The following is a 20,093-nucleotide window of genomic DNA, read 5'->3' as shown; positions in this document are numbered from 1 at the left end:
CGCTCCTCGATCTATTTATTCCGACAGCTCCGGTCCGCATGTTGATACATGTGAGGCGAGACAGGCAGTTCGAAGTAAGCTATTTTTCTTTGAATACGAAGCAGCCGATGCTTGATAAGATCGCCTTCAAAGAAATCATCGACATCCGACGGCTGCTCATCATGAATTTTTTTCGTAGATTTTTCGGCGGTCTCAAGCAGCAGGCGAAGCGCGGCGTCTATGGCGGAGAGCTGATCTATCAAATAGATATATCACACAACCAAAGTCGCCGGGGTCTCGTTCATTTAATCAGGTTGCCCAATTTCACCTACACCGGACGGATTCGACTGCACCTCAATGAAGCTTCCCTTATATACGGGATGTCTCTCGTGGAGTTAAAACACCTATCGCAGGAAATAGTGAAAGCGCTCGACGCCGTCGAAAAAGACCGAGCTTTGATGGCTGAAGAAAGAACTGAGGGCAGTTCTTCCAGCACTCGATGAGAAAGTAGCTCGTTCCAAGCTTGCGTTATTGGCAGGCTATCGCATCGACAGCGCCTTTTCGCGCTATTTTGCATCGCGTCGGAACAACGAGCGAAATCAAAAAGTAAGCTCACTGGTTTTCTACGTGGTCTCGCTTACTAATCTCCGTCCGAAACGAGGCGAGCCTCGATTCTTCACCGCTCAACCTCGATGACATCGGCCTGATCTCGCCTTGGACACCGCAGAATTTTGTCGCCATCAAACGAAAAACCCCGAGATTGGCTCTCCAATCTCGGGGTCTCGATTCTACTGCGTGTGCTTCAAGGCTTAGAAAAAGCCTTTACGCTGCCACCAGCCGCCCTTGCGCGGCTTCGGTTCTTCGCCATCGGCGTTGTCGCTCTTACCGGACGAGGTGACAACGGGCTCGGACGAGGAAACGTTATCGCCGCGGTTGGCGCGGGCTGGCTTTGCAGCGTCGTCCGCTTCTTCTCGAGCCGGTTCGACAGCAGGTTCAGCAGCCTGTGGAGCAGGTGACGGCACTGCAGTTGCTTCGGCCGCGGGTGCTTCGTGCGGAGCAGGGGCGGCGTCTGTAACGGCTGTCTGAGCGGCGGGAGCTCCTGCCTCAACCTTCGCCTCGGCAACCGCTTCAGTCTTTTCCTTGGCCTTGCGGGTACGGCGTGGCTTCTTCGGCTTTTCAGCCTCTTCAACCTCAGGCGCTTCGGCTTCGCTCGCCTCGACAGCGGCGGTCGGCTCTACGCCTTCAACAGCAGCAGCTTCACCATCTTCAACGCCGTCATCAGAACCATCCTGATCGCCGTCACCATTTTCGGCATCCAGCAGTTCACCGTTTTCGTCGCGGTTGCGACGACCGCCACGCTTGCCGCGACGACGACGCTTGCGCTTGCCCTCGTCCTGGCCAGCATTGTCGCCTTCGCCACGTGCTTCAATAGCCTCAGCTTGATCTTCGGAGGCATCGTCGCCATCCTCGTCATCGCCTTCGCCGGATGTGTCGTCATTGGCATCAGCCTGAACGTCGCCGTTCTGGCCGTTGCCCTTTCCACGACGGCGGCGGCGGCGCTTGCGCTTGCGCTTGCCGTCTTCGCCGTTCTCAGCTTGAGGCTGCCGAGGCTCGTTGTTCTGAGCCTTTGCTACGACTTCTTCTTCGTCTTCTTCTTCCTCGGCTTCGATGACGATATCGTCCTCGTCTTCTTCGAAGGTTGGAAGGGCTTGCAGAAGGCTTTCGATTTTCACTGGGTTTTCGACGGCCTCACCACGGTCAATGGCGAAGTGCTGGGCACCGACGCTGGCATCTGCTGCGATGATGATTGCGACGCCGAAGCGCTCTTCATAATCAACGATCGTGCCACGCTTGTGGTTGAGCAGGTAGAGCGCCGTTTCAGGCGTTGTGCGAACCGTGATGTTGTGCGTCGTGTTGCGCAGCAGGTATTCCTCAACACCACGCAGAACGTGAAGCGCGATGGAGGATTCCGAGCGCACATGGCCCGTGCCGCCGCAATGCGAGCAGATCTGAGTGGTGGATTCGAGCACCGAAGCGCGGATGCGCTGGCGCGACATTTCAAGAAGACCGAAATGCGAGATGCGGCCGACTTGAATGCGAGCGCGATCGTTTTTCAGGCAATCCTTCAGCTTCTTTTCGACAGAGCGATTATTACGCTTCTCTTCCATGTCGATGAAGTCGATGACGACCAGACCGGCAAGGTCACGCAGTCGAAGCTGACGGGCAACTTCTTCTGCAGCCTCGAGATTGGTTGCGAGTGCCGTTTCTTCGATCGAATGTTCGCGGGTCGAGCGACCGGAGTTCACGTCGATCGAAACCAGGGCTTCGGTCTGATTGATGATCAGATAGCCACCGGATTTCAGCGTGACCTGCGGCTGAAGCATGCGGTCGAGCTGCGCTTCGATACCGGAGCGCGAGAAGATCGGATGAATGTCGCGGTAGGGCTGAACCACTTTGGCGTGGCTCGGCATCAGCATCTTCATGAAGTCTTTCGCTTCGCGATAGCCTTCCTCACCGGAAACGATGATTTCGCTGATGTCCTTGTTGTAGAGGTCGCGGATCGAACGCTTGATCAGCGAGCCTTCCTCATAGACGAGGCAAGGTGCCGTAGAGTTCAGCGTCAGTGTGCGGACGTTCTCCCACAGTCGCATTAGATATTCGAAGTCGCGCTTAATTTCGACGCGTGTGCGGTTGGCGCCAGCGGTGCGCAGAATAACGCCCATGCCGTTCGGAACCTCGAGATCGCGGGCAATCTCCTTCAGGCGCTTGCGGTCTGCAGGCTGTGTGATTTTGCGCGAAATTCCACCACCACGTGCCGTGTTTGGCATCAGAACGGAATAACGTCCGGCGAGCGACAGGTAAGTCGTCAGCGCAGCACCCTTGTTGCCGCGTTCTTCCTTGGCAACCTGCACAAGCAGGATCTGGCGGCGCTTGATGACTTCCTGGATACGATATTGCTTGCGCGGCTTGCGCATGGCGCGGTCTGGAACTTCTTCCATCGCGTCTTCAGCGCCGACAGACTCGATGACCTCCTTCTCATGATGATCGTCGTCGTCGTCATCATCATCATCGCCGACGCGTTCAACGTCCTCGGAAATCGTGTCCGTGTCGACCATGGCCGCCATTTCGCCGCCCTTGGAGCCGTCCTCGTCGGAGGCTTCATCGGCCGGCGCTTCGGCAGAAGCCTCTTCGGCGTCGGTCTTTTTCTTCGCACGGGGACGACGGGTGCGCTTCTTTGGCTTTTCTTCTTCCGCAGACTGCTCTTCGGCAATCGCTTCTTCCGCAACGGCGATGGTCTCTTCCGCGACTACGACGTCTTCGGACGCCGCGGCTTCTTCGGCCTTTTCCTCAGCTGCCGGAACGATGCCGATATCCGGCTGGTCCGCCTTGGAGAGATCGATAGCAGGCCCGTTGGGCGCATCGGCCGGCTCGAAGTCATCGCCGCGGCGATGCTCCTCGGCTTCCGCCTTCAGAAGCGCTTGCCTGTCGGCCAGAGGGATCTGGTAATAGTCGGGGTGAATTTCGGCGAAGGCCAGAAATCCGTGACGATTGCCGCCGTAATCAACGAAAGCTGCCTGAAGCGACGGTTCGACGCGCGTCACTTTTGCCAGATAAATATTGCCGCGTATCTGCTTCTTATGTTCGGACTCGAAATCGAATTCTTCTATGCGATTTCCGCGAACAACGACTACGCGCGTCTCCTCTTCGTGGGAGGCGTCGATAAGCATTTTGTCTGCCATGTAAGCTGTGCTCCTCGGCGCAGCCTTGTCCCATACGAGAACAGGCCTGCCGCAGGGACAGGCCTTTCATATTTTTTCAAGGGTGTGCCGGAAATGAAGTGTCCTGCCCGACGCATGTAAACTGGCAGCATCCGGACAACGTACAGGGCAATTTGCCTGCTTCCTGTGTCCGGTTCGTATGAAAGCTGCTGCAACGACATCATTGTCCAAGCTAGAACGACTATAATAAATAGACTCCTTAGAGTCCGATGAAAATGCTCTCCACAGAGCGATCGGTGGCATGCCACCGGGTATGTCTCCGGCCGCGGCCGGATTGATCCAGTTTCAGGATAAAAATGAAGCGACGGCAGATGATTGCCCGTAATTCAGCGCCAGAGTCATTCTCGATTGGCAGCCGGCGGGAATCTATCCCGTCAACATTTTTAACCCTCAATCGTGTTGTATGGTTTATCCGTCACAATAGCAATAGGCAGGCTAAATATGCCATATCATTGATGGAATTTCGCAGTTAAGAATTGCTTCATCAAGGCTTGCGAATGTTGCCCCAGGGCTCAAGTAGGGTCATTCTTATCCGAGGAAATGCGCGTTTTGTCTAACTAGCCGGCAAAGTTCGTGCGAAACGATGAAAATTTAAAGATATTGACGACGATGAAAAATTGGCTGGCTACGGTGGCAGAATTGAACCGGGAGAGCATTCTCCCACGAATCACTCGTTATGCGGGTGTTGTTGTTCCGGCTCTGCTGATGACGTTTATGTCGAGCATTCACGTTCATGCCGCACCTGAGTTTGTCGCGAAGGCCGCGCGTATCATTGGCGATGAGGCTCGCACACGCGTCGTTCTCGATTTCAACGCCGAACCCGAGTTTGAGGTTCACTATCTGGATTCGCCAGTGCGTGTCGTGATCGACATGCCAGCGGTCAACTTTGCCTTTCCTGCCCATGAGTTGAAACCCACGGGCCTCTTCAGCGATATCCGTTTCGGCAGTATGGGCGAGGGGAGTGCGCGGCTGGTGCTGACGGCCCGAAAGCCGGTCCAGGTTGCGATTGCCAAGGTTGAAGCGGAAGAGGATGGCAAGCTGTTCCGTTTCGTTCTCGATACGGAAATTGCTTCCAAACAGAAGTTTGGGGAACTTTTGAAGCAACAGGACTGGCAATCGCTGGCGCCTGCCACAACCGCATCCGTCACGCCGGATATCATCGAAAAATCACCACGGCAGTCCGATTTCGTTATTGCGGTTGATGCCGGTCACGGCGGTATCGATGCGGGCGCCACAGGGGGGGTCAGCGGAACGGACGAAAAGGTCATCACCTTGGCCTTTGCCAAGCAACTGGCAGATCGTCTGAACAAGATTGCCGGTATAAAAGCGTTCCTGACCCGAGATGACGATACGTTTCTGGCGCTTTCCGAGCGCGTCACCATTGCTCGCCAGCACAGCGCCAATCTTTTCGTTTCGGTTCATGCCGACACACTGAGCCAGAAGGGCATTCGAGGTGCCACAGTCTACACAATCTCTGACAGGGCTTCTGACAGAATGGCGCAGAATCTGGCGGAGCGCGAAAACCTCTCCGATCAAATTGCAGGTGTGACGGTCTCAAACGCGCAGCCAGAGGTCGCCGATATCCTGCTCGATCTGACGCGGAGAGAAACTCAAGCTTTTTCGGTAACGCTTGCGGAGAATATAGTCTCCTCATTCGAGGGGCAGGTGGGGCTGATCAACAATCCCCATCGTTATGCGGGTTTCCAGGTTCTGCGTGCGCATGATGTCCCTTCGGTCCTCGTCGAACTCGGCTTCCTTTCAAATCCGGAAGATGAGAAGCTTCTTCTTGATGAGAAATGGCGCGACAAGGTGGCCGAGAGGTTGTCGGAAGCGGTCACCAAATATCGCGCTCAGGCTCTTGCCAATGGTGGTTGATCGCTGATGGGTCAGTCTACCCGGCGGGCCAGTCCTGCATGGCTGTGTTGCTTTTGTGACGGTAGCTGGAAAGCGACGTCTAGCAACCCTAAAGCTGCGGGATTTGTCAGCAAGAGCCCTATTTTACTCACATTCCCCGCGTTACTGCGATAGATGGATTCGGTATGGTAGCGGGCTCTTTACTCGTTGCGCGAACTCCATCTCCCGGTAACATGAACGCGAATGGTAATATCCGCGACTTGTCATCGGTTAAGCGGTGTGCAAAACGGCACGCTCCATATAAATTTGCGCGCCTACGGGCAGGCGCAAAGTGCGATTCGAAGTATCGGTAGCCTCATATGATCAGACTGATTGGATATTTCTTCGGCTTGGCAAGCACGCTTTTTCTCGTGGTCGCTGCTGGCGTTGCCATTTACCTGGTGACGATAACGAAGGACTTGCCTGACTATGCGGTTCTGAACAGCTACGAACCGCCGGTGACGACGCGTGTCCACGCCGGCAATGGCGCGCTCATGACGGAATATGCGGAACAGCGGCGCCTGTTCCTGCCGATCCAGGCCATTCCTGACCGGGTGAAGGCTGCCTTCCTTTCGGCGGAAGACAAGAATTTCTATCAGCATCCCGGCATAGACGTGACTGGTTTCGCGCGTGCGGCACTCGCTTATGTAACAGGCGGACCGACGCAAGGCGGTTCGACGATTACCCAGCAGGTGGCGAAGAACTTTCTGTTGACGAACGAGCAGACGATGGAGCGTAAGGCCAAGGAGGCCATTCTCTCCTTCCGTATCGAGCAGGCCTACAGCAAGGATAAGATCCTCGAGCTTTATCTCAACGAGATTTTCTTCGGTCTGAACTCATACGGCATTGCCAGCGCCTCGCTGACCTATTTCAACAAGTCCGTGACGGAATTGACCATCGCGGAGACGGCCTATCTTGCTGCTCTGCCGAAGGGGCCGGCCAACTATCATCCTTTCCGTCGAGAAAAGGCCGCTGTCGAGCGCCGTAACTGGGTGATCGATCGTATGGCCGAGAATGGCTATATTACCAAGGCGGATGCCGAAGAAGCCAAGCAACAGCCGCTTGGCGTCAACGTCCGTCGCAGTGGCCCACAGCTTGCCGGTTCGGATTACTTCGCAGAAGAAGTGCGTCGCCAGATCGTCGATCAGTTCGGCGCAGACAAGTTGCTCAAAGGCGGCCTTTCGGTGCGCACCTCTTTCGATCCTGAAATCCAGATGGAAGCGCGTAAAGCGCTGCAGGACGGTCTCATCGATTATGATGAGCGCCGTGGTTTCCATGGCCCGATCGATCAGATCGACATCAATGGCGACTGGGCGGCGCTCCTTTCCAAAATGAAACCTCTGCGCGACGTTCCCGAGTGGAGGCTTGCCGTGGTGCTGGATGCGAGTGCCGGTGGCGTCGATATCGGCCTGCGTCCGGATCCCGACAGCGACACCCCTGATAAGGGGAGCCGCGGCTCCATCAAGCCAGAGAACATGAAGTGGGCTTATCGCGACTCCAAAGGGCAGCGCAGCACAGCAAAGTCTCCGACCGGAGTGCTGAAACCCGGAGATGTCGTTTATGTCGAGCCCATCGCAGCACAGGGTACGTCCTATCGTCTTCGTCAGCCACCGAAAGTGCAAGGTGGAATGGTTGTGATGGACCCGCATACGGGTCGTGTTCTGGCAATCGTCGGCGGTTTTTCCTACGCGCAGTCCGAGTTCAACCGCGCCACGCAGGCCATGCGTCAACCGGGATCGTCCTTCAAACCGTTTATCTACGCAGCAGCACTCGATAACGGCTATACACCGGCATCCGTTATTATGGATGCGCCACTTGAAGTGGTATCCGGTGGCGAGGTCTGGAGGCCGCAGAACTATGGTGGCGAGGTTGCCGGCCCATCCACGCTGCGACTTGGCATCGAAAAATCGCGTAACCTAATGACGGTGCGTCTTGCGCAGGACATGGGCATGAATCTGGTCGCGGAGTATGCGGAGAGATTCGGCATCTATGACAAGATGCCGCCTCTGCTTTCCATGTCGCTCGGTTCCGGTGAAACCAGCGTCATGCGTATGGTCTCTGCCTATTCGGTCATTGCCAATGGTGGCAAGCAGATCAAGCCGACAGTGATCGACCGCATTCAGGATCGTTATGGCAAGACCATTTTCCGCCATGAGGATCGCGCCTGCGAAGGCTGTAACGCGACGGTGTGGCAAGATCAGAACGAGCCGACCATCCTCGACAAGCGGGAGCAGGTTCTCGATCCGATGACCGCCTATCAGGTCACCTCGATGATGGAAGGCGTCGTTCAGCGCGGTACGGCTGCTGGCAAGATCAAGGTCGATCTCCCAGTTGCAGGCAAGACCGGCACTACCAATGACGAGAAGGACGCCTGGTTTGTCGGTTATACGCCAGACCTGGTTGCCGGGCTTTACATCGGTTTCGATAGCCCGGCACCGCTTGGTCGTGGCGGTACGGGCGGCTCGCTTGCAGCACCAATCTTCGGCGAGTTCATCTCGCAGGCTGCCAAGCACCTGCCGCACAGCAAGTTCATTGTGCCGAACGGCATGAACTTCGTTGCCGTCAACCGCAAGACGGGTATGGCGGCGATGGAAGGCGAGCCTGATACGATCATGGAAGCCTTCAAGCCGGGTACCGGCCCCGCATCGAGCTTCAATGTCATCGGTATGGACGGCAACATGTCGCAGGAAGACATTTTGCGGGAATCTCCACAGGCTCAGCAGGCCATCACTGGCGGCGGCGGCGGACTTTACTGAAATCAATTCCGTACGAAGTCGAGGGGCGCGGGTCTTTACATCCGCGCCCCTCGCATTTATTCACCCAGGCAGTTTTTTAAAAAGGCGAAGAATCTGCGAAATGCGCAATGAAATCGTAAATGTAGTCGACGAAATCAAGCAGGCCATAAGCCTGCTGAGGAGGCATCTTTGACTGGGACCAGGCGATAAGGCGACTGGACTGGTTGAACAACAAGGCAGAGGATCCGACCCTCTGGAACGATGCCGGTGAAGCGCAGAAGCTGATGCGCGAACGCCAGCAACTGGACGAATCCATCACGGGCGTTCGCTCGCTCGAGCAGCAGGTCAACGACAATATCGAGTTGATCGAGATGGGTGAGGCTGAAGGCGACGACGAAATCGTACGTGAAGCGGAAGAGGCGCTTAAGGCGCTCAGAAGCGAGGCGAACCGTCGTCAGGTGGAAGCGATGCTTTCCGGCGAGGCCGATTCCAACGATACATATGTCGAAGTGCATTCCGGTGCCGGCGGTACGGAAAGCCAGGATTGGGCGAGCATGCTGCTGCGCATGTATACGCGCTGGGCCGAGCGCCAGGGTTTCAAGGTCGAAGTTCTGGAAGTGCATGATGGCGAAGAAGCCGGAATCAAGTCTGCGACAATTCTCGTTAAGGGCCATAATGCCTTTGGCTGGATGAAGACCGAGTCCGGGGTTCACCGTCTTGTGCGTATCTCACCTTACGACAGCAACGCACGCCGCCACACGTCGTTTTCTTCCATCTGGGTCTATCCGGTGGTGGATGACTCGATCCAGATCGACATCAACGAAAGCGATTGCCGTATCGACACCTACCGGTCGTCCGGCGCCGGCGGTCAGCACGTCAACACGACCGACTCGGCGGTGCGTATCACTCACATTCCTACCGGTATTGCCGTTGCCTGCCAGCAGGAGCGGTCTCAGCACAAGAACCGCGCCAAGGCGTGGGAAATGCTGCGGTCGCGTCTTTACGAAGTCGAGCTGCAAAAGCGCGAAGAGGCCGCCAATGCGCAGGCCGCGTCCAAGACGGATATTGGCTGGGGTCACCAGATCCGCTCCTACGTTCTGCAGCCGTATCAGCTGGTCAAGGATCTGCGCACCGGAGTGGAAAGCACCTCGCCAAGCAGCGTTCTCGATGGCGATCTCAACGAGTTCATGGAGGCTGCGCTTGCTCACCGCATCAGCGGCGGCGCGGGAGTGGAAGTTTCCGATATCGATTGATCGTTGCTTTAAAGGGCTATGAGATCATGACCTCTCGCGGCATACGCTGCGGGAGGTCTTTTTACGGCATCTGGCTGGCAATTTTCTACCATCTGCCCGGCGATCGGAATATTGAAAAGCTCGATGAGCCGATTAGAGCGTTCTATATGATACGGAAATGTCTTAGGAGTTCCGTGAGGACGAATGGTGCCTTGGCCGCACCGTAGTTTTGCAGGGCGCACATTGGTAGATCCAGACAACTTGGCAGGAGATTGACGTTGAGACAGGCTCTTTACATCGTCGATGTTCAACTGAGCTTTAATCCCCCGCAGCGCCTCGTCGAGGACATCGCGGCTCTTGCTCTGAAAATGCCGAGCATTGCAAGCGTCGAGCGGCATGATGAAAAGATCACACCCTTTGAACGGCAATTGGGTTGGAAACCGGCCAAAGACGATGAGTCACTGGTGGCTGCGGATCGAGTCTTCGTCAAGCATGGTTATTCGCCGCCAAGGGACGCCATCGACTATCTTCTGTCGCTGGAACTCGATCGGGTTTTGGTTTGTGGTATCCAGACCGATACTTGCGTTCTGGCTGCCGGTTTCTGTCTATTCGACGCTGGCCTTTCGCCCACTCTCTTGCCGTGGCTGACCGTTGGCTCCAGTCTGGACCGGTCGGGCGCACTGGGTGTAAGGCTGTGGAAGCACCATTTCGGCGCAGTTCTAAGCGGACCCGAAGAACTTTAGGCGCTCTCTATCGATTTCCGACAGATTGTGACGAAAGCGGCCATTATGGTCCTAAGCTGCATTTAGGCAAGGGGCGAGACACAGCGACCCGTTCTAATTGGACGCCTTTTCGATCTTCATGTCACCCAGTTCGTCGATGAGGATGGTCCATGCATCGGGCTCTTTCTGAGCCGGATCGGTCTTCAGATGCACCGTGACGAATAGGCCAGGCAAGCTGGATGCGCCTGCTGAGCTTTCCGGACGGATGTCGGTGACGTAAGCTTTCATCTGGGTAAACTCTTCCAGCTCGAGCGTATCGACCAAAGCGGGGCCATCTGCAGTGTAGGCGATCTGTTGGAGGTAGATTTTCGCCGTACCGTCTCCCTGACGCATGGCGACGACCTTGTAATAGCCGCGCGTGGGCTCGGCGCGCGCAGTCGGGTTGTTTTGCGCAGGCTCGCTCGGCTTGGCTGCGTCATCCGCTGGTTCACGCTCCCACATGCCGCTGCTGGTGACGAAGATCGTCGAGACGGGCAGGGCTTCAATGTCCGGAGTTTGAGCGAAGGCCTGACTGAAGCTGCCAAGCAGGAGCGCTGCCGCAAAAAGAGCTTTCATGGTCACGTCCTTTATCAATTGGTGAACTGCTCTGCGAGAATGCGGTCAGACCAGGAACGATCCGGATCCGAAAGAATTCTTGCCGTTCTGTCCTGAGAAAGCGCAATTTTGACGCTGCGAACGGATTTGACCTCACGATGATCAGCAACTGCGTTCACGGGGCGCTTTTCAAATTCATGGACATGAATATCCACCGTGACCTGGTTGGGTAACAGCGCACCGCGCCAGCGTCTTGGGCGGAAGGCGCTGACGGGGGTCAGCGCAAGAAGCGGAGATTCGAGAGGCAGGATCGGGCCATGGGCAGAGAAGTTATATGCCGTTGAACCCGCAGGCGTAGCAACCATCACTCCGTCGCAGATCAACTCTTCCAGTCTCGTCTTGCCATCGATATCGACGCGAAGCTTTGCGGCTTGGTGAGATTGGCGAAATAGGCTGACCTCATTCATTGCAAGTGCCGAAACTTCATTGCCAGTATCGTCCACTGCGGTCATTTTAAGGGGGTGGAAATCGTTGCCGGTGGCAACCTCGATCCGCTCATGCAGCCGTCCCACTCTGTAATCATTCATCAGGAAGCCGACCGAGCCACGGTTCATACCATAGACGTGCTTTCCAAGGTTCATCGTCTCGTTCAGAACCTGTAGCATAAATCCGTCGCCCCCAAGTGCGACGATCACCTCCGCCTCTTCGAAAGAGGCATTGCCATATTCGCGGATGAGGTCTTCTCTTGCTGCCTGCGCATGATCTGCGGGGGATGCAACGAAGGAAATTTTGTATACTGAGCGCGACATACGGTCATCCCGATTGATGCTCTCTGGTACATGAAGAAATGCATCATGGACAAGCTCTTTCGGACCGCAAGCGCCAACTCGCGATTCACACCTCCACGGACTGGTAATTGTTTTTCTTCGGTGCGGGAGAAGCGGTGGCGCGAGCCATGCCTTAAATATTAACGACGGACCATCGACGGTTGGAACAAAAGGAATTTCTCTCCGTTCTCTCCGCTCAATGGAGATTGTAACATGACGTCGCAAGGTACTTCCGGTCGCCGAAGAGTTCTTGAGGCCGCAAACAAGGCCTCCGCTACTACCTATAAGCCGATCATCATGCCGCTTGCTGGAACTTATGTTGCCATGATCTTCCGCAGGGGGATCAAGAGTGCATCTAAACTGGTAAAAACTTGAACGTAGCCTGGCGTTACTACGCTTTGCCGATGAGCGGCAGCGCGACGCACACATTTACAGTCCACGGATCTGATTTTAGAAAAATCGACCGTCGATCACCGCGAGAGGAGAATGACATGAAGGAAATTCTCATAACCGCCGCAGCCTTGGTTTTTACTGCCGGTACGGCCTTCGCTGACTGTGTCAAAAATATCGAGACCACGGCGGTGCCGCCCGGTATCGACCGCGAGTTCACGACAGCGAGCATTTCAGCTCCGTCTGAGATGTATCAAAAGACCGCTCTTGTGTTGAAGAAGACCGATAGGCTTCCTGGAAACGCCGAAACAACTGTTGCCTCACCAGAAAGCGCAGTGGCAAGAATGCAGTAAGAGTGCGATTCCGAAGCAAAAAGGCCGCGCTACGGACGAACGGGCGTGGCCTTTTTTCGAGTCTGGAAGGAACGGCGCCTTTTGCCAGACCTTACGAATCAAGCCGTAGCGTGAGCTGACGGCTACTCTTTTTCTTCAAGTTGTAGAGAGGCTTCGTCGTCATCATCTCCGTCTTTCGGCGGAGGTCTCGTCGGCGCTCTTCTGCGCGCTCTCTCAAGCTTCTGGATTGCGCTACGAGCGCAAGTGCCTGTTCTATCGATCTTTATGACGTCGTCATCCAAATCTCCTTTGTTCACTTTATGTTCTTTTTTGAATGATTCGTCAATATCGTCCAGTTCAGACGTTTCAGTGGGTCTACGCGAAGCATCATCGTACCCTCCAGTCTGAGGCCTAATCTTCGTCGTCGCTCTCACCGCGGCGGGCGGTTTCGCGAGCAAACGAAAAAAGGCCCGGCAGAGCCGGACCTTTTTTTTAATAAAGACAGCGTTTTCGTGTCAGGAAAGAGCGCGTTCTTCTGTGAAGCTATCCGCAGAAAGCCGACCGCTTGCGAGCGCCACGATGGCGAGCGCGGCGTGCTGGCGGTCCCAGCCAGCACTTTCGGCTATTTCAAGCAACCCATTGATGGAAGGCTCGAGAGCGAACTGGCATTCCGCCTGGTAGTCCATTGTGTCGATCGTGAGCGAAGGCGGATTGATCAAAGCGCGCATGCAGCACTCCATTATATCGCATATCCTGCTCCCCATTGCAGAACATGCGCGAAATTCATTAGCTTTTTGAAGCCGAACGTCGTTACGACGTCAAGCAGTATCAAGCGACGAATCCCCAGCGTGGGGAGATTCTTTTATCTTAGCTGGCATGTCAACCAGTCGGGAGGACTATGCATCTTTTCGATTGTGCCTGAAGGGTCGCTTTCGCCAGACGAGAAGCGCCATGAGATAGAGCGCGAAGGTCACGAACCAAACGAGCGGAAACGCCAGGAACACAGCCCCATACCCGCAGCCGCCGTCGAAACAGGTTCCGAAGGTCGCGGCTTGCACCACAGTCCTTCCTATAAAGAAAGAGACGAGGCCGGTTCCCACGACGCCTCCAAGCAACAACACGATATTGGTGAACAGTCTCATGGCGCCGGAGTATGATCAAGAATAAGACGTCTTTGCGGACATCTAGGAAGAAGCAGCTCTAGCAGCACTATTTTGATGGAGTGGGTGGCGCTCACTCGGTCCTGTGGCATCGGTAGGTCCTTCTAGCCCTCCAGCGCTCGCTCACAGTCCGGTAGGAATCGTCTGAAGACTCACTCAGAGGAGCGGTGCAGCCTGTGCCTATCGTCTTGCCCGCGCCCCTAGAACCCAGTGTGCGAGCCGAGACTTTCGGGTCGTGCGTTCTCCGATCAAAACTGTCGAGAGAGTGTTCAAGCGTCGCGCAGCCTTTTTGCTTGCCTGAACCGTATCCGCCTATCTTACTCGATACAGATTGTAATGCGCGTAGTTTACGGCGTTCTCTGCGCCACGAGAGGCGCTATATCTTGCGCAGATACCTAACTTGATGTGTGAGAAACAGGCTGTAAGCCTTTGAAAGAATGGTGGGTGATGTAGGGCTCGAACCTACGACCCGCTGATTAAGAGTCAGCTGCTCTACCAACTGAGCTAATCACCCGACCGGCACCGTGTGGCGGTGTGAGGGGGCGTATAAAGGGGTTCATTTCCCTTGTCTAGCGCCAAAGACGAAATATTGCGATTTTTCTTCTGGGAGTGATGCTCTTTCAATGAAAAAGCCCGGAAAACCGGGCTTTTAAAAAGAAAGTTTTTTTGACGCGTTTCAGCGCCTTATCGCTCTCGCGACTGCAATGAGGATGCAGGCGCCGATGAAACCAGCGATCAGATAGCCAATCCAGCCGCCCAAAACGATTCCGAACACCGACAGGATGGCGTTGGCGATCACTGCGCCCACGATCCCGAGGATGATGTTCATCAAAACACCCATATTGCTCTTCATGAACTGCTCTGCGAGCCACCCGGCGATGCCACCGATGATGATTGCTGCGAGCCAACCGATACCTGCTGCTTCCATGATTACCCTCCATCTATGGACACTATTTGCTTGTGCACACTCTAATGGCTGAAACCGAAAGAAGTTCCACATCTTAGGCGTAACGCCGCTGTTGAATTGCCTTATAGGTCCATTATCTAGGCCCCATGATTCGACAGGAGCAGAAGGGTATCCGTGATGAGGTTTTCGATGAGTGGCACGCGCTGGGTTCGGCCTCTGTCTCTTCTGCCTATTCTGTTGCTTCTGCTATCCTCGTTCGTTTTCGCTCAAGATCAGGGGCAAGGTTCAGCGCCGGTTTCCAATGGGCCTACCGCTGCGGCGCAGCCGGCTGCGGCAACACCTGTCGTTGAGCGCTCTACCAAAGAGCTCGACACGGCTAAGGCCTCCCTTTCCGATATCAGCCGGCAACTCGAAGAGGGCGGTAGAGACGATGCCCGTCTCGTCGATCTGAAAGGCAGGGCGGATGATCTTGCTGCGTCTGTGAACGGCGTCCTCGGCAATCTGCGCGGCCGGCTGGATGAGATCAACGGCCGTATCACATCGCTCGGCGCGCCGCCCAAGGAAGGCGCACCGCCCGAGGCAAGCGTCGTGACGGACGAGCGTGACAAGCTCAATTCTGAAAAGTCCCAGATCAATGCGGTTCTGGGCGAAGCAGAAGCCGTAGCCGGGCGAGCCAATGCTCTGTCCAACAACATCACGTCGATCCGGCGTGCGCTGTTTGCCGCAACTCTGTTCAAGAGAACGGAAATTTCTCTACCGGTGCTCGCGGAGGCTGGCAGGGAGTTCATCGACGAGATCTCGATGGTCAGCAGTTCGCTGACAAGCTGGTCCATATTCGTCTGGAATTACAAGCGGCTTTCGATGTTCGGTGCCGTATCGCTTTCGATACTGGCAGCACTTCTGTTTCTTGTCGGCGGTTATCGGCTTCTTGGACACCGCATGGAGCGACGCGCTTTTTCCGGCGAGCCGTCCTATCTGCGCCGCCTGTCCGTCGCCTTCTGGTCGACGACGGTGCAGTCGATGTCGGTCTTCCTCTTCATGGTGACGTCGGCCTTTTTCCTCGATAATTTTGGTGTCCTGAGACCGGATATCGCGCCCATCGTCTTCGTGGCGATGTCAGTGATTGCCTTCGTGTATTTCATTTCTCGCCTGACTTACGCAATTTTTGCCCCGACACAGCCGGAATGGCGTCTTCTGCGTGTGTCGAACAGCGGCGCGCATACGATATCGTCGGCGATGCTCGTCATGGCGATCGTCAACGGCTTGGATTACCTCTTCAGCACGATCAGCGAGACACTCAATTCGCCGCTCATTCTGACGGTGGCGAAGAGTTTTGTGGCCTCGATTGTCATCGGCGTTATCCTTTTTGGGATTTCTTTCCTCAAGCCTGTGGTCGGAGAAGGTCAGGATGCCGAAACCGGCCACAAGCGCATGCCGCGCTGGCTCGCGATTTTGCTGCGAGTCGGCGGTTTGGTGCTGATCGGTGCCTGTCTGACAGGCTATGTCGGGCTTGCCCGGTTTCTTGCTACACAGATCGTGGCGACAGGTGCGGTCGTGGCGACCGTTTATATCGGCATCCTTTCCGGCAAGGCGATCTCTCGTCAGGGAGCCTTTGGAGAAACGCTTGCGGGACGGTATCTCGGCCGTCGATTCTCTCTCGGCCCCGTGGGTCTGGATCAGACCGGTCTTGTCGCAGGGCTTGGCATCTACGCGATTGCGCTTGCCTTCGGCGTACCGCTCGTTCTGTTCTCCTGGGGTTTCCAGCCCGGCGATATCGAAAACTGGGCGTACAGCCTGCTGACAGGCTTCAAGGTCGGCAACACTTCGATCTCGCTGATCAGCATTTTTAGCGGCATTCTGGTCTTCATCGTCGGTTACGCGGTGACACGGTGGTTCCAGAAATGGCTGGATCGCAATGTCATGGCGCGAGGCCAAGTCGATGCTGGCGTGCGAAACTCGGTCGGCACGGGTATCGGCTATCTGGGGATCGTTGTTGCCGCAATCTTTGGTATCTCGTCTGCCGGTCTTGATCTGTCCAGCCTTGCTCTCGTTGCGTCGGCCCTGTCTGTCGGTATCGGTTTCGGCCTGCAAAACATCGTCTCCAACTTCGTCTCCGGTCTGATCCTTCTTGTCGAGCGTCCATTCAAGGTGGGAGACTGGGTGGTGACGGGCACAGTCGAAGGCACCGTAAAGCGGCTTTCCGTTCGCGCCACCGAGATTGAAACCTTCCGAGGTCAGTCGATCATCGTGCCGAACTCGGAGTTCATCAATTCCTCCGTCGGCAACTGGACGCATCGCAATCGCATTCAGCGTGCTGAAATTCCGGTTTCGGTCGCCTATGAGACGGATCCGCAGAAGGTGATGGATATCCTGCTTGAACTGGTGAAGAAGCAGACGCCGGTCTTGAGAAATCCGGAGCCGCATGTGGAATTCCTGCGCTTTGGCGATTTCTCGCTCGATTTCGAGCTTCGCTTCCATCTTGCCGATCTTTCGCATGGACTAGCCGTAAAAAACAATCTGCGGATGGAAATTCTGAAGCGCTTCCGAGAGGAGGGGATCAGTATTCCGATGCCGCAGCGTAATCTCAACATCCACATGGAAGGCGAGACGAACCCGCAAATCCTCGCGGCACTTCTTTCGGAGGAGGGTGACAAGGCGGTGGTTTCCCATACTGGTGCCGCAGCTGCTCCCAAGCAAGAGATAGCGAAGTCCGAGGCTGCCAAGGTGCAGGCCGAGGAGGAAAAGCCGGGAGAGGCAAAGGTTGGGGAGTTTAAAGCATCAGCTGCAAAGAAGCCAAGCTGAGCATTCTCGCTGCTTGAAAATCGTCAAAAGGCTCGCCGTCGCGGCGAGCCTTTTGCATGTCGTAATCAGGCGTTTGGGCGGCGATGCGACATTGCATAGTCTGCGCCATAGGTTCGGAAAAAGCCGCGTTCATGCGGATGACATGCCTCAAGGGGAACTATGATTATGAAGACACATGCGCGGGCAGTGGTTATCGGTGGTGGCGTTGTCGGCGTTTCGACGCTCTATCATCTGGCCAAAAAGGGCTGGACTGACTCCGTTCTCATCGAGCGTAAAGAGCTGACATCTGGTTCCACATGGCACGCGGCGGGCCTCCTGCCGCTGTTCAACATGAGCTATTCGGTCGGCCAGATTCATAAGTACTCGGTCAAGTTCTACGAGGAATTGCAACAGGAGACCGGCATGAATGTCGGCTTTTCCAAGGTTTCCAACATTCGTCTCGCCCGCACCAAGGATCGCTGGGACGAGTATATGTATTACACCGGTATCGCTGAAACCATTGGCGTCAATGTGAAGATGCTGACGCCGGAAGAAGTCAAGGAAGTCTGGCCGCTCTGTGAGATCGATGGCCTTCTCGGCGCGATCCAGCATCCGGATGACGGCTATATTCAGCCGGCTGACCTCACCCAGGCGCTGGCCAAGGGCGCGCGTGACAAGGGCGCGACTATCTACAGAAACACAACCGTTACTGCGATCGAGCAGACCGAAGACGGTCACTGGAAGGTGACGACTGACAAGGGCGAGATCATTGCCGAGCATGTCATTTCCTGTACGGGTTCATTCGCCCGCAAGACAGGCGAGATGGTCGGCATCAACATTCCGGTCATTCCGGTCGAGCACCAGTATATCGTCACCGAACCGCATCCAGACATTCTGGAGCGCCGCAAGCAGGGCCTTCCGGAAATGGGCGTTCTGCGCGAATCGGATAGCGCTTGGTATATGCGCGAAGAAGCCGGTGGCCTGATCCTTGGTCCGTACGAAGTTGGCGCGCCTGTCTGTTATGTCGACGGCCCTTCCGACGACAGCGAATACGAGTTGTTCCAGGAAGAGCTCGACCGTCTGATGCCGCATATCGAAAGCGCCATCGAGCGCGTTCCGGCTTTCGGCGAAGTCGGCATCAAGAAAGTCTATAACGGCGCGATCGCCTACACCCCGGATGGCAACCCGATCGTCGGTCCAGCGCCTGGCCTGAAGAACTTCTGGCTGAACGAAGGTCACTCGTTCGGCATCACCGCTGCAGGTGGAGCTGGCTGGCAGCTGGCGGAGTGGATCGTCGATGGCGAGCCTACTCTCGATCTAACGGGTGTCGATCCGCGTCGTTTCGGCCCTTATGCAACCGAAGGCTACCTGATTGCCAAGAATGAAGAGGCCTATGCCAACGTCTTCACCATGCACTATCCGGATGAGGAGCGCTCTGCTGCTCGCCCGCTGAAAACGACGCCGGTCTATGATCGCCTCAAGAAACTCGGCGGTGTGTTCGGCTCGGTTTATGGGTGGGAACGCGCCAACTGGTTTGCACCCGAAGGTTATGCGTTGAAGGAAGAAGAACTTGGTGTTGGCGCAGACGTCATTACCAACCACAACTACGCACCACCGCTCGAAGATGGACGCATTGTTGAAAAGTGGTCGTTCCGCCGGTCGAACTACTTCGAGCACGTCGGGAATGAAGTGAAGAACGTTACTCAGAATGTCGGCGTTCTGGACATGTCGGCTTTTGCGAAGATGGAAGTCTCCGGTCCCGGCGCTCGCGCATGGCTCGAGTCGATCCTGGCGAATGCCATTCCAAAGAAGCGTGGCCGTATCGCGCTGACGCATCTCCTGACGCCGAATGGTGGCGTCAAGGCGGAGTTCACGGTCTATGAGTGGGCACCCGGTCGCTTCTATCTGGTTTCCGCAGGTGGTCTTGAATCGGTCGATCACGACACGCTTCGCCGTCTTGCGCCCACCGATGGCTCCGTCACTCTGCAGCAGATCACTCAGAAGTACGGCGTTCTGGCTCTGGCCGGTCCGAAGTCTCGCGAAGTCCTGAAGAAGCTGACGCGCACCAGCCTCGAAAACAAGGATTTCCCGTGGCTCACCGCCAAGGAAATCTCCGTTGGCGTCGCAACCGCACATGCGCTTCGCGTCAACTTCGTCGGTGAACTTGGCTGGGAACTGCATCATCCGATCGAAATGCAGACCTACATTTTCGACCGTCTGATGGAAGCCGGTGCCGAGTTTGGTATCAAGCCATTCGGTATTCGCGCTATGGTGTCCATGTCGCTGGAAAAATCTTACCGCAACATGGGCCGTGAACTTTCGGTCGAGTACAACGCGTACTCGTCAGGTCTCGACCGCTTCATCAAACCGGAGAAGCAATTCATCGGTCGTGACGCAGTGGTTGCTGGCAAGGAAAAGGGTCTGCCGTGGATCTTCTCCACGCTGATCGTCAGCGGCAACACTACCGTTGATGCACGCGGTTCGGAAGCCATCCTGAACGATGCGGGCGAGGTTGTCGGTCGTGCAACGAGCGGTGGTTTCGGCTGGCGTATCGGCAAGTCGGTGGCGCTCGCTATGCTCGCACCAGACTACGCCACGATTGGTACCAAGCTGAAGATCAAGATCCTTGGCGATCTTTATGATGCGGAGGTCGTGGTCGAAAGCCCGTTCGATCCGGACAACGCAGTGCTGCGCGCTTAAGGCGCCAGGTCGCATCTATCAAACAAGGATGGGCTCCGTTACGACGGAGCCCTTTGCATTTA

General features: G+C 55.9%; 13 protein-coding genes and 1 tRNA gene. 8 read left to right on the top strand and 6 right to left on the bottom strand.

The annotated features are described in order from the left end of the window. The first annotated feature begins 107 nt into the window (after positions 1-107). Complete coding sequence (locus tag QZ869_RS11230) at positions 108-482, top strand: hypothetical protein (RefSeq protein WP_296104591.1); 375 nt, start codon at positions 108-110, stop codon at positions 480-482. A gap of 306 nt (positions 483-788) precedes the next feature. Here the strand turns inward: QZ869_RS11230 and QZ869_RS11225 are convergent, their stop codons facing one another. Then, entirely contained in the window at positions 789-3,719 is a 2,931-nt protein-coding gene (locus QZ869_RS11225) for an Rne/Rng family ribonuclease (protein ID WP_296104588.1), read from the bottom strand. Between the two features lie 744 nt (positions 3,720-4,463). On the opposite strand from QZ869_RS11225, the gene QZ869_RS11220 reads away from it, so the two are divergent. The 4 genes from QZ869_RS11220 to QZ869_RS11205 all read left to right on the top strand — a co-directional run bounded on the left by QZ869_RS11220 (position 4,464) and on the right by QZ869_RS11205 (position 10,361). Next, positions 4,464-5,633 carry an N-acetylmuramoyl-L-alanine amidase gene (locus QZ869_RS11220; protein ID WP_296104645.1) on the top strand — a complete coding sequence of 390 codons (1,170 nt, stop codon included), beginning with the start codon at positions 4,464-4,466 and terminating at the stop codon, positions 5,631-5,633. Between the two features lie 338 nt (positions 5,634-5,971). Continuing rightward, positions 5,972-8,407: a penicillin-binding protein 1A gene (locus tag QZ869_RS11215; protein ID WP_296018476.1), complete on the top strand. Its 2,436-nt coding sequence runs from the start codon at positions 5,972-5,974 to the stop codon at positions 8,405-8,407. A gap of 100 nt (positions 8,408-8,507) precedes the next feature. Next, positions 8,508-9,639, top strand: a protein-coding gene (gene prfB / locus QZ869_RS11210) for a peptide chain release factor 2 (protein ID WP_296078171.1) whose coding sequence is annotated in 2 segments (ribosomal slippage) — positions 8,508-8,576 and positions 8,578-9,639 — 1,131 coding nt in all. Because the reading frame shifts where the segments join, the coding sequence is not laid out codon by codon here. A gap of 257 nt (positions 9,640-9,896) precedes the next feature. Next, complete coding sequence (locus tag QZ869_RS11205) at positions 9,897-10,361, top strand: cysteine hydrolase family protein (RefSeq protein WP_296104585.1); 465 nt, start codon at positions 9,897-9,899, stop codon at positions 10,359-10,361. Positions 10,362-10,454: 93 nt separating this feature from the next. On the opposite strand, the gene QZ869_RS11200 is transcribed toward QZ869_RS11205, so the two are convergent. Next, complete coding sequence (locus QZ869_RS11200; RefSeq protein WP_296018483.1) at positions 10,455-10,955, bottom strand: hypothetical protein; 501 nt, start codon at positions 10,953-10,955, stop codon at positions 10,455-10,457. 14 nt (positions 10,956-10,969) lie between these two features. Next, positions 10,970-11,743, bottom strand: coding sequence for an NAD kinase (locus QZ869_RS11195; protein ID WP_296104581.1), 774 nt, complete (start codon positions 11,741-11,743; stop codon positions 10,970-10,972). Between the two features lie 509 nt (positions 11,744-12,252). Here QZ869_RS11195 and QZ869_RS11190 point away from each other — a divergent pair. Continuing rightward, positions 12,253-12,504 carry a hypothetical protein gene (locus tag QZ869_RS11190; RefSeq protein WP_296104579.1) on the top strand — a complete coding sequence of 84 codons (252 nt, stop codon included), beginning with the start codon at positions 12,253-12,255 and terminating at the stop codon, positions 12,502-12,504. 494 nt (positions 12,505-12,998) lie between these two features. Here the strand turns inward: QZ869_RS11190 and QZ869_RS11185 are convergent, their stop codons facing one another. The 3 genes from QZ869_RS11185 to QZ869_RS11175 form a co-directional block, all read right to left on the bottom strand. Continuing rightward, positions 12,999-13,211, bottom strand: coding sequence for a hypothetical protein (locus tag QZ869_RS11185; protein WP_296018486.1), 213 nt, complete (start codon positions 13,209-13,211; stop codon positions 12,999-13,001). Between the two features lie 870 nt (positions 13,212-14,081). After that, positions 14,082-14,157, bottom strand: a tRNA-Lys gene (locus tag QZ869_RS11180). 162 nt (positions 14,158-14,319) lie between these two features. Then, positions 14,320-14,571 (bottom strand): GlsB/YeaQ/YmgE family stress response membrane protein, encoded by a 252-nt coding sequence (locus QZ869_RS11175; RefSeq protein ID WP_296018489.1) that lies wholly within the window; start codon positions 14,569-14,571, stop codon positions 14,320-14,322. 168 nt (positions 14,572-14,739) lie between these two features. Between QZ869_RS11175 and QZ869_RS11170 the strand changes: the two genes are divergently transcribed. Together QZ869_RS11170 and QZ869_RS11165 are read left to right on the top strand one after the other, a co-directional pair. Next, the gene (locus QZ869_RS11170) at positions 14,740-17,352 is read left to right on the top strand and encodes a mechanosensitive ion channel family protein (protein WP_296104578.1); all 2,613 of its coding nucleotides are present in this window, start codon (positions 14,740-14,742) and stop codon (positions 17,350-17,352) included. Positions 17,353-17,517: 165 nt separating this feature from the next. Continuing rightward, a complete protein-coding gene (locus QZ869_RS11165) occupies positions 17,518-20,031 on the top strand; it encodes an FAD-dependent oxidoreductase (protein WP_296078184.1) in 2,514 nt (837 codons plus the stop codon). Positions 20,032-20,093: the final 62 nt, after the last annotated feature.

Origin of the sequence: uncultured Agrobacterium sp. (assembly GCF_913777885.1) — a bacterium.
GTDB lineage: Bacteria > Pseudomonadota > Alphaproteobacteria > Rhizobiales > Rhizobiaceae > Agrobacterium.
This window is presented reverse-complemented; position numbering and strand designations above follow the sequence as displayed.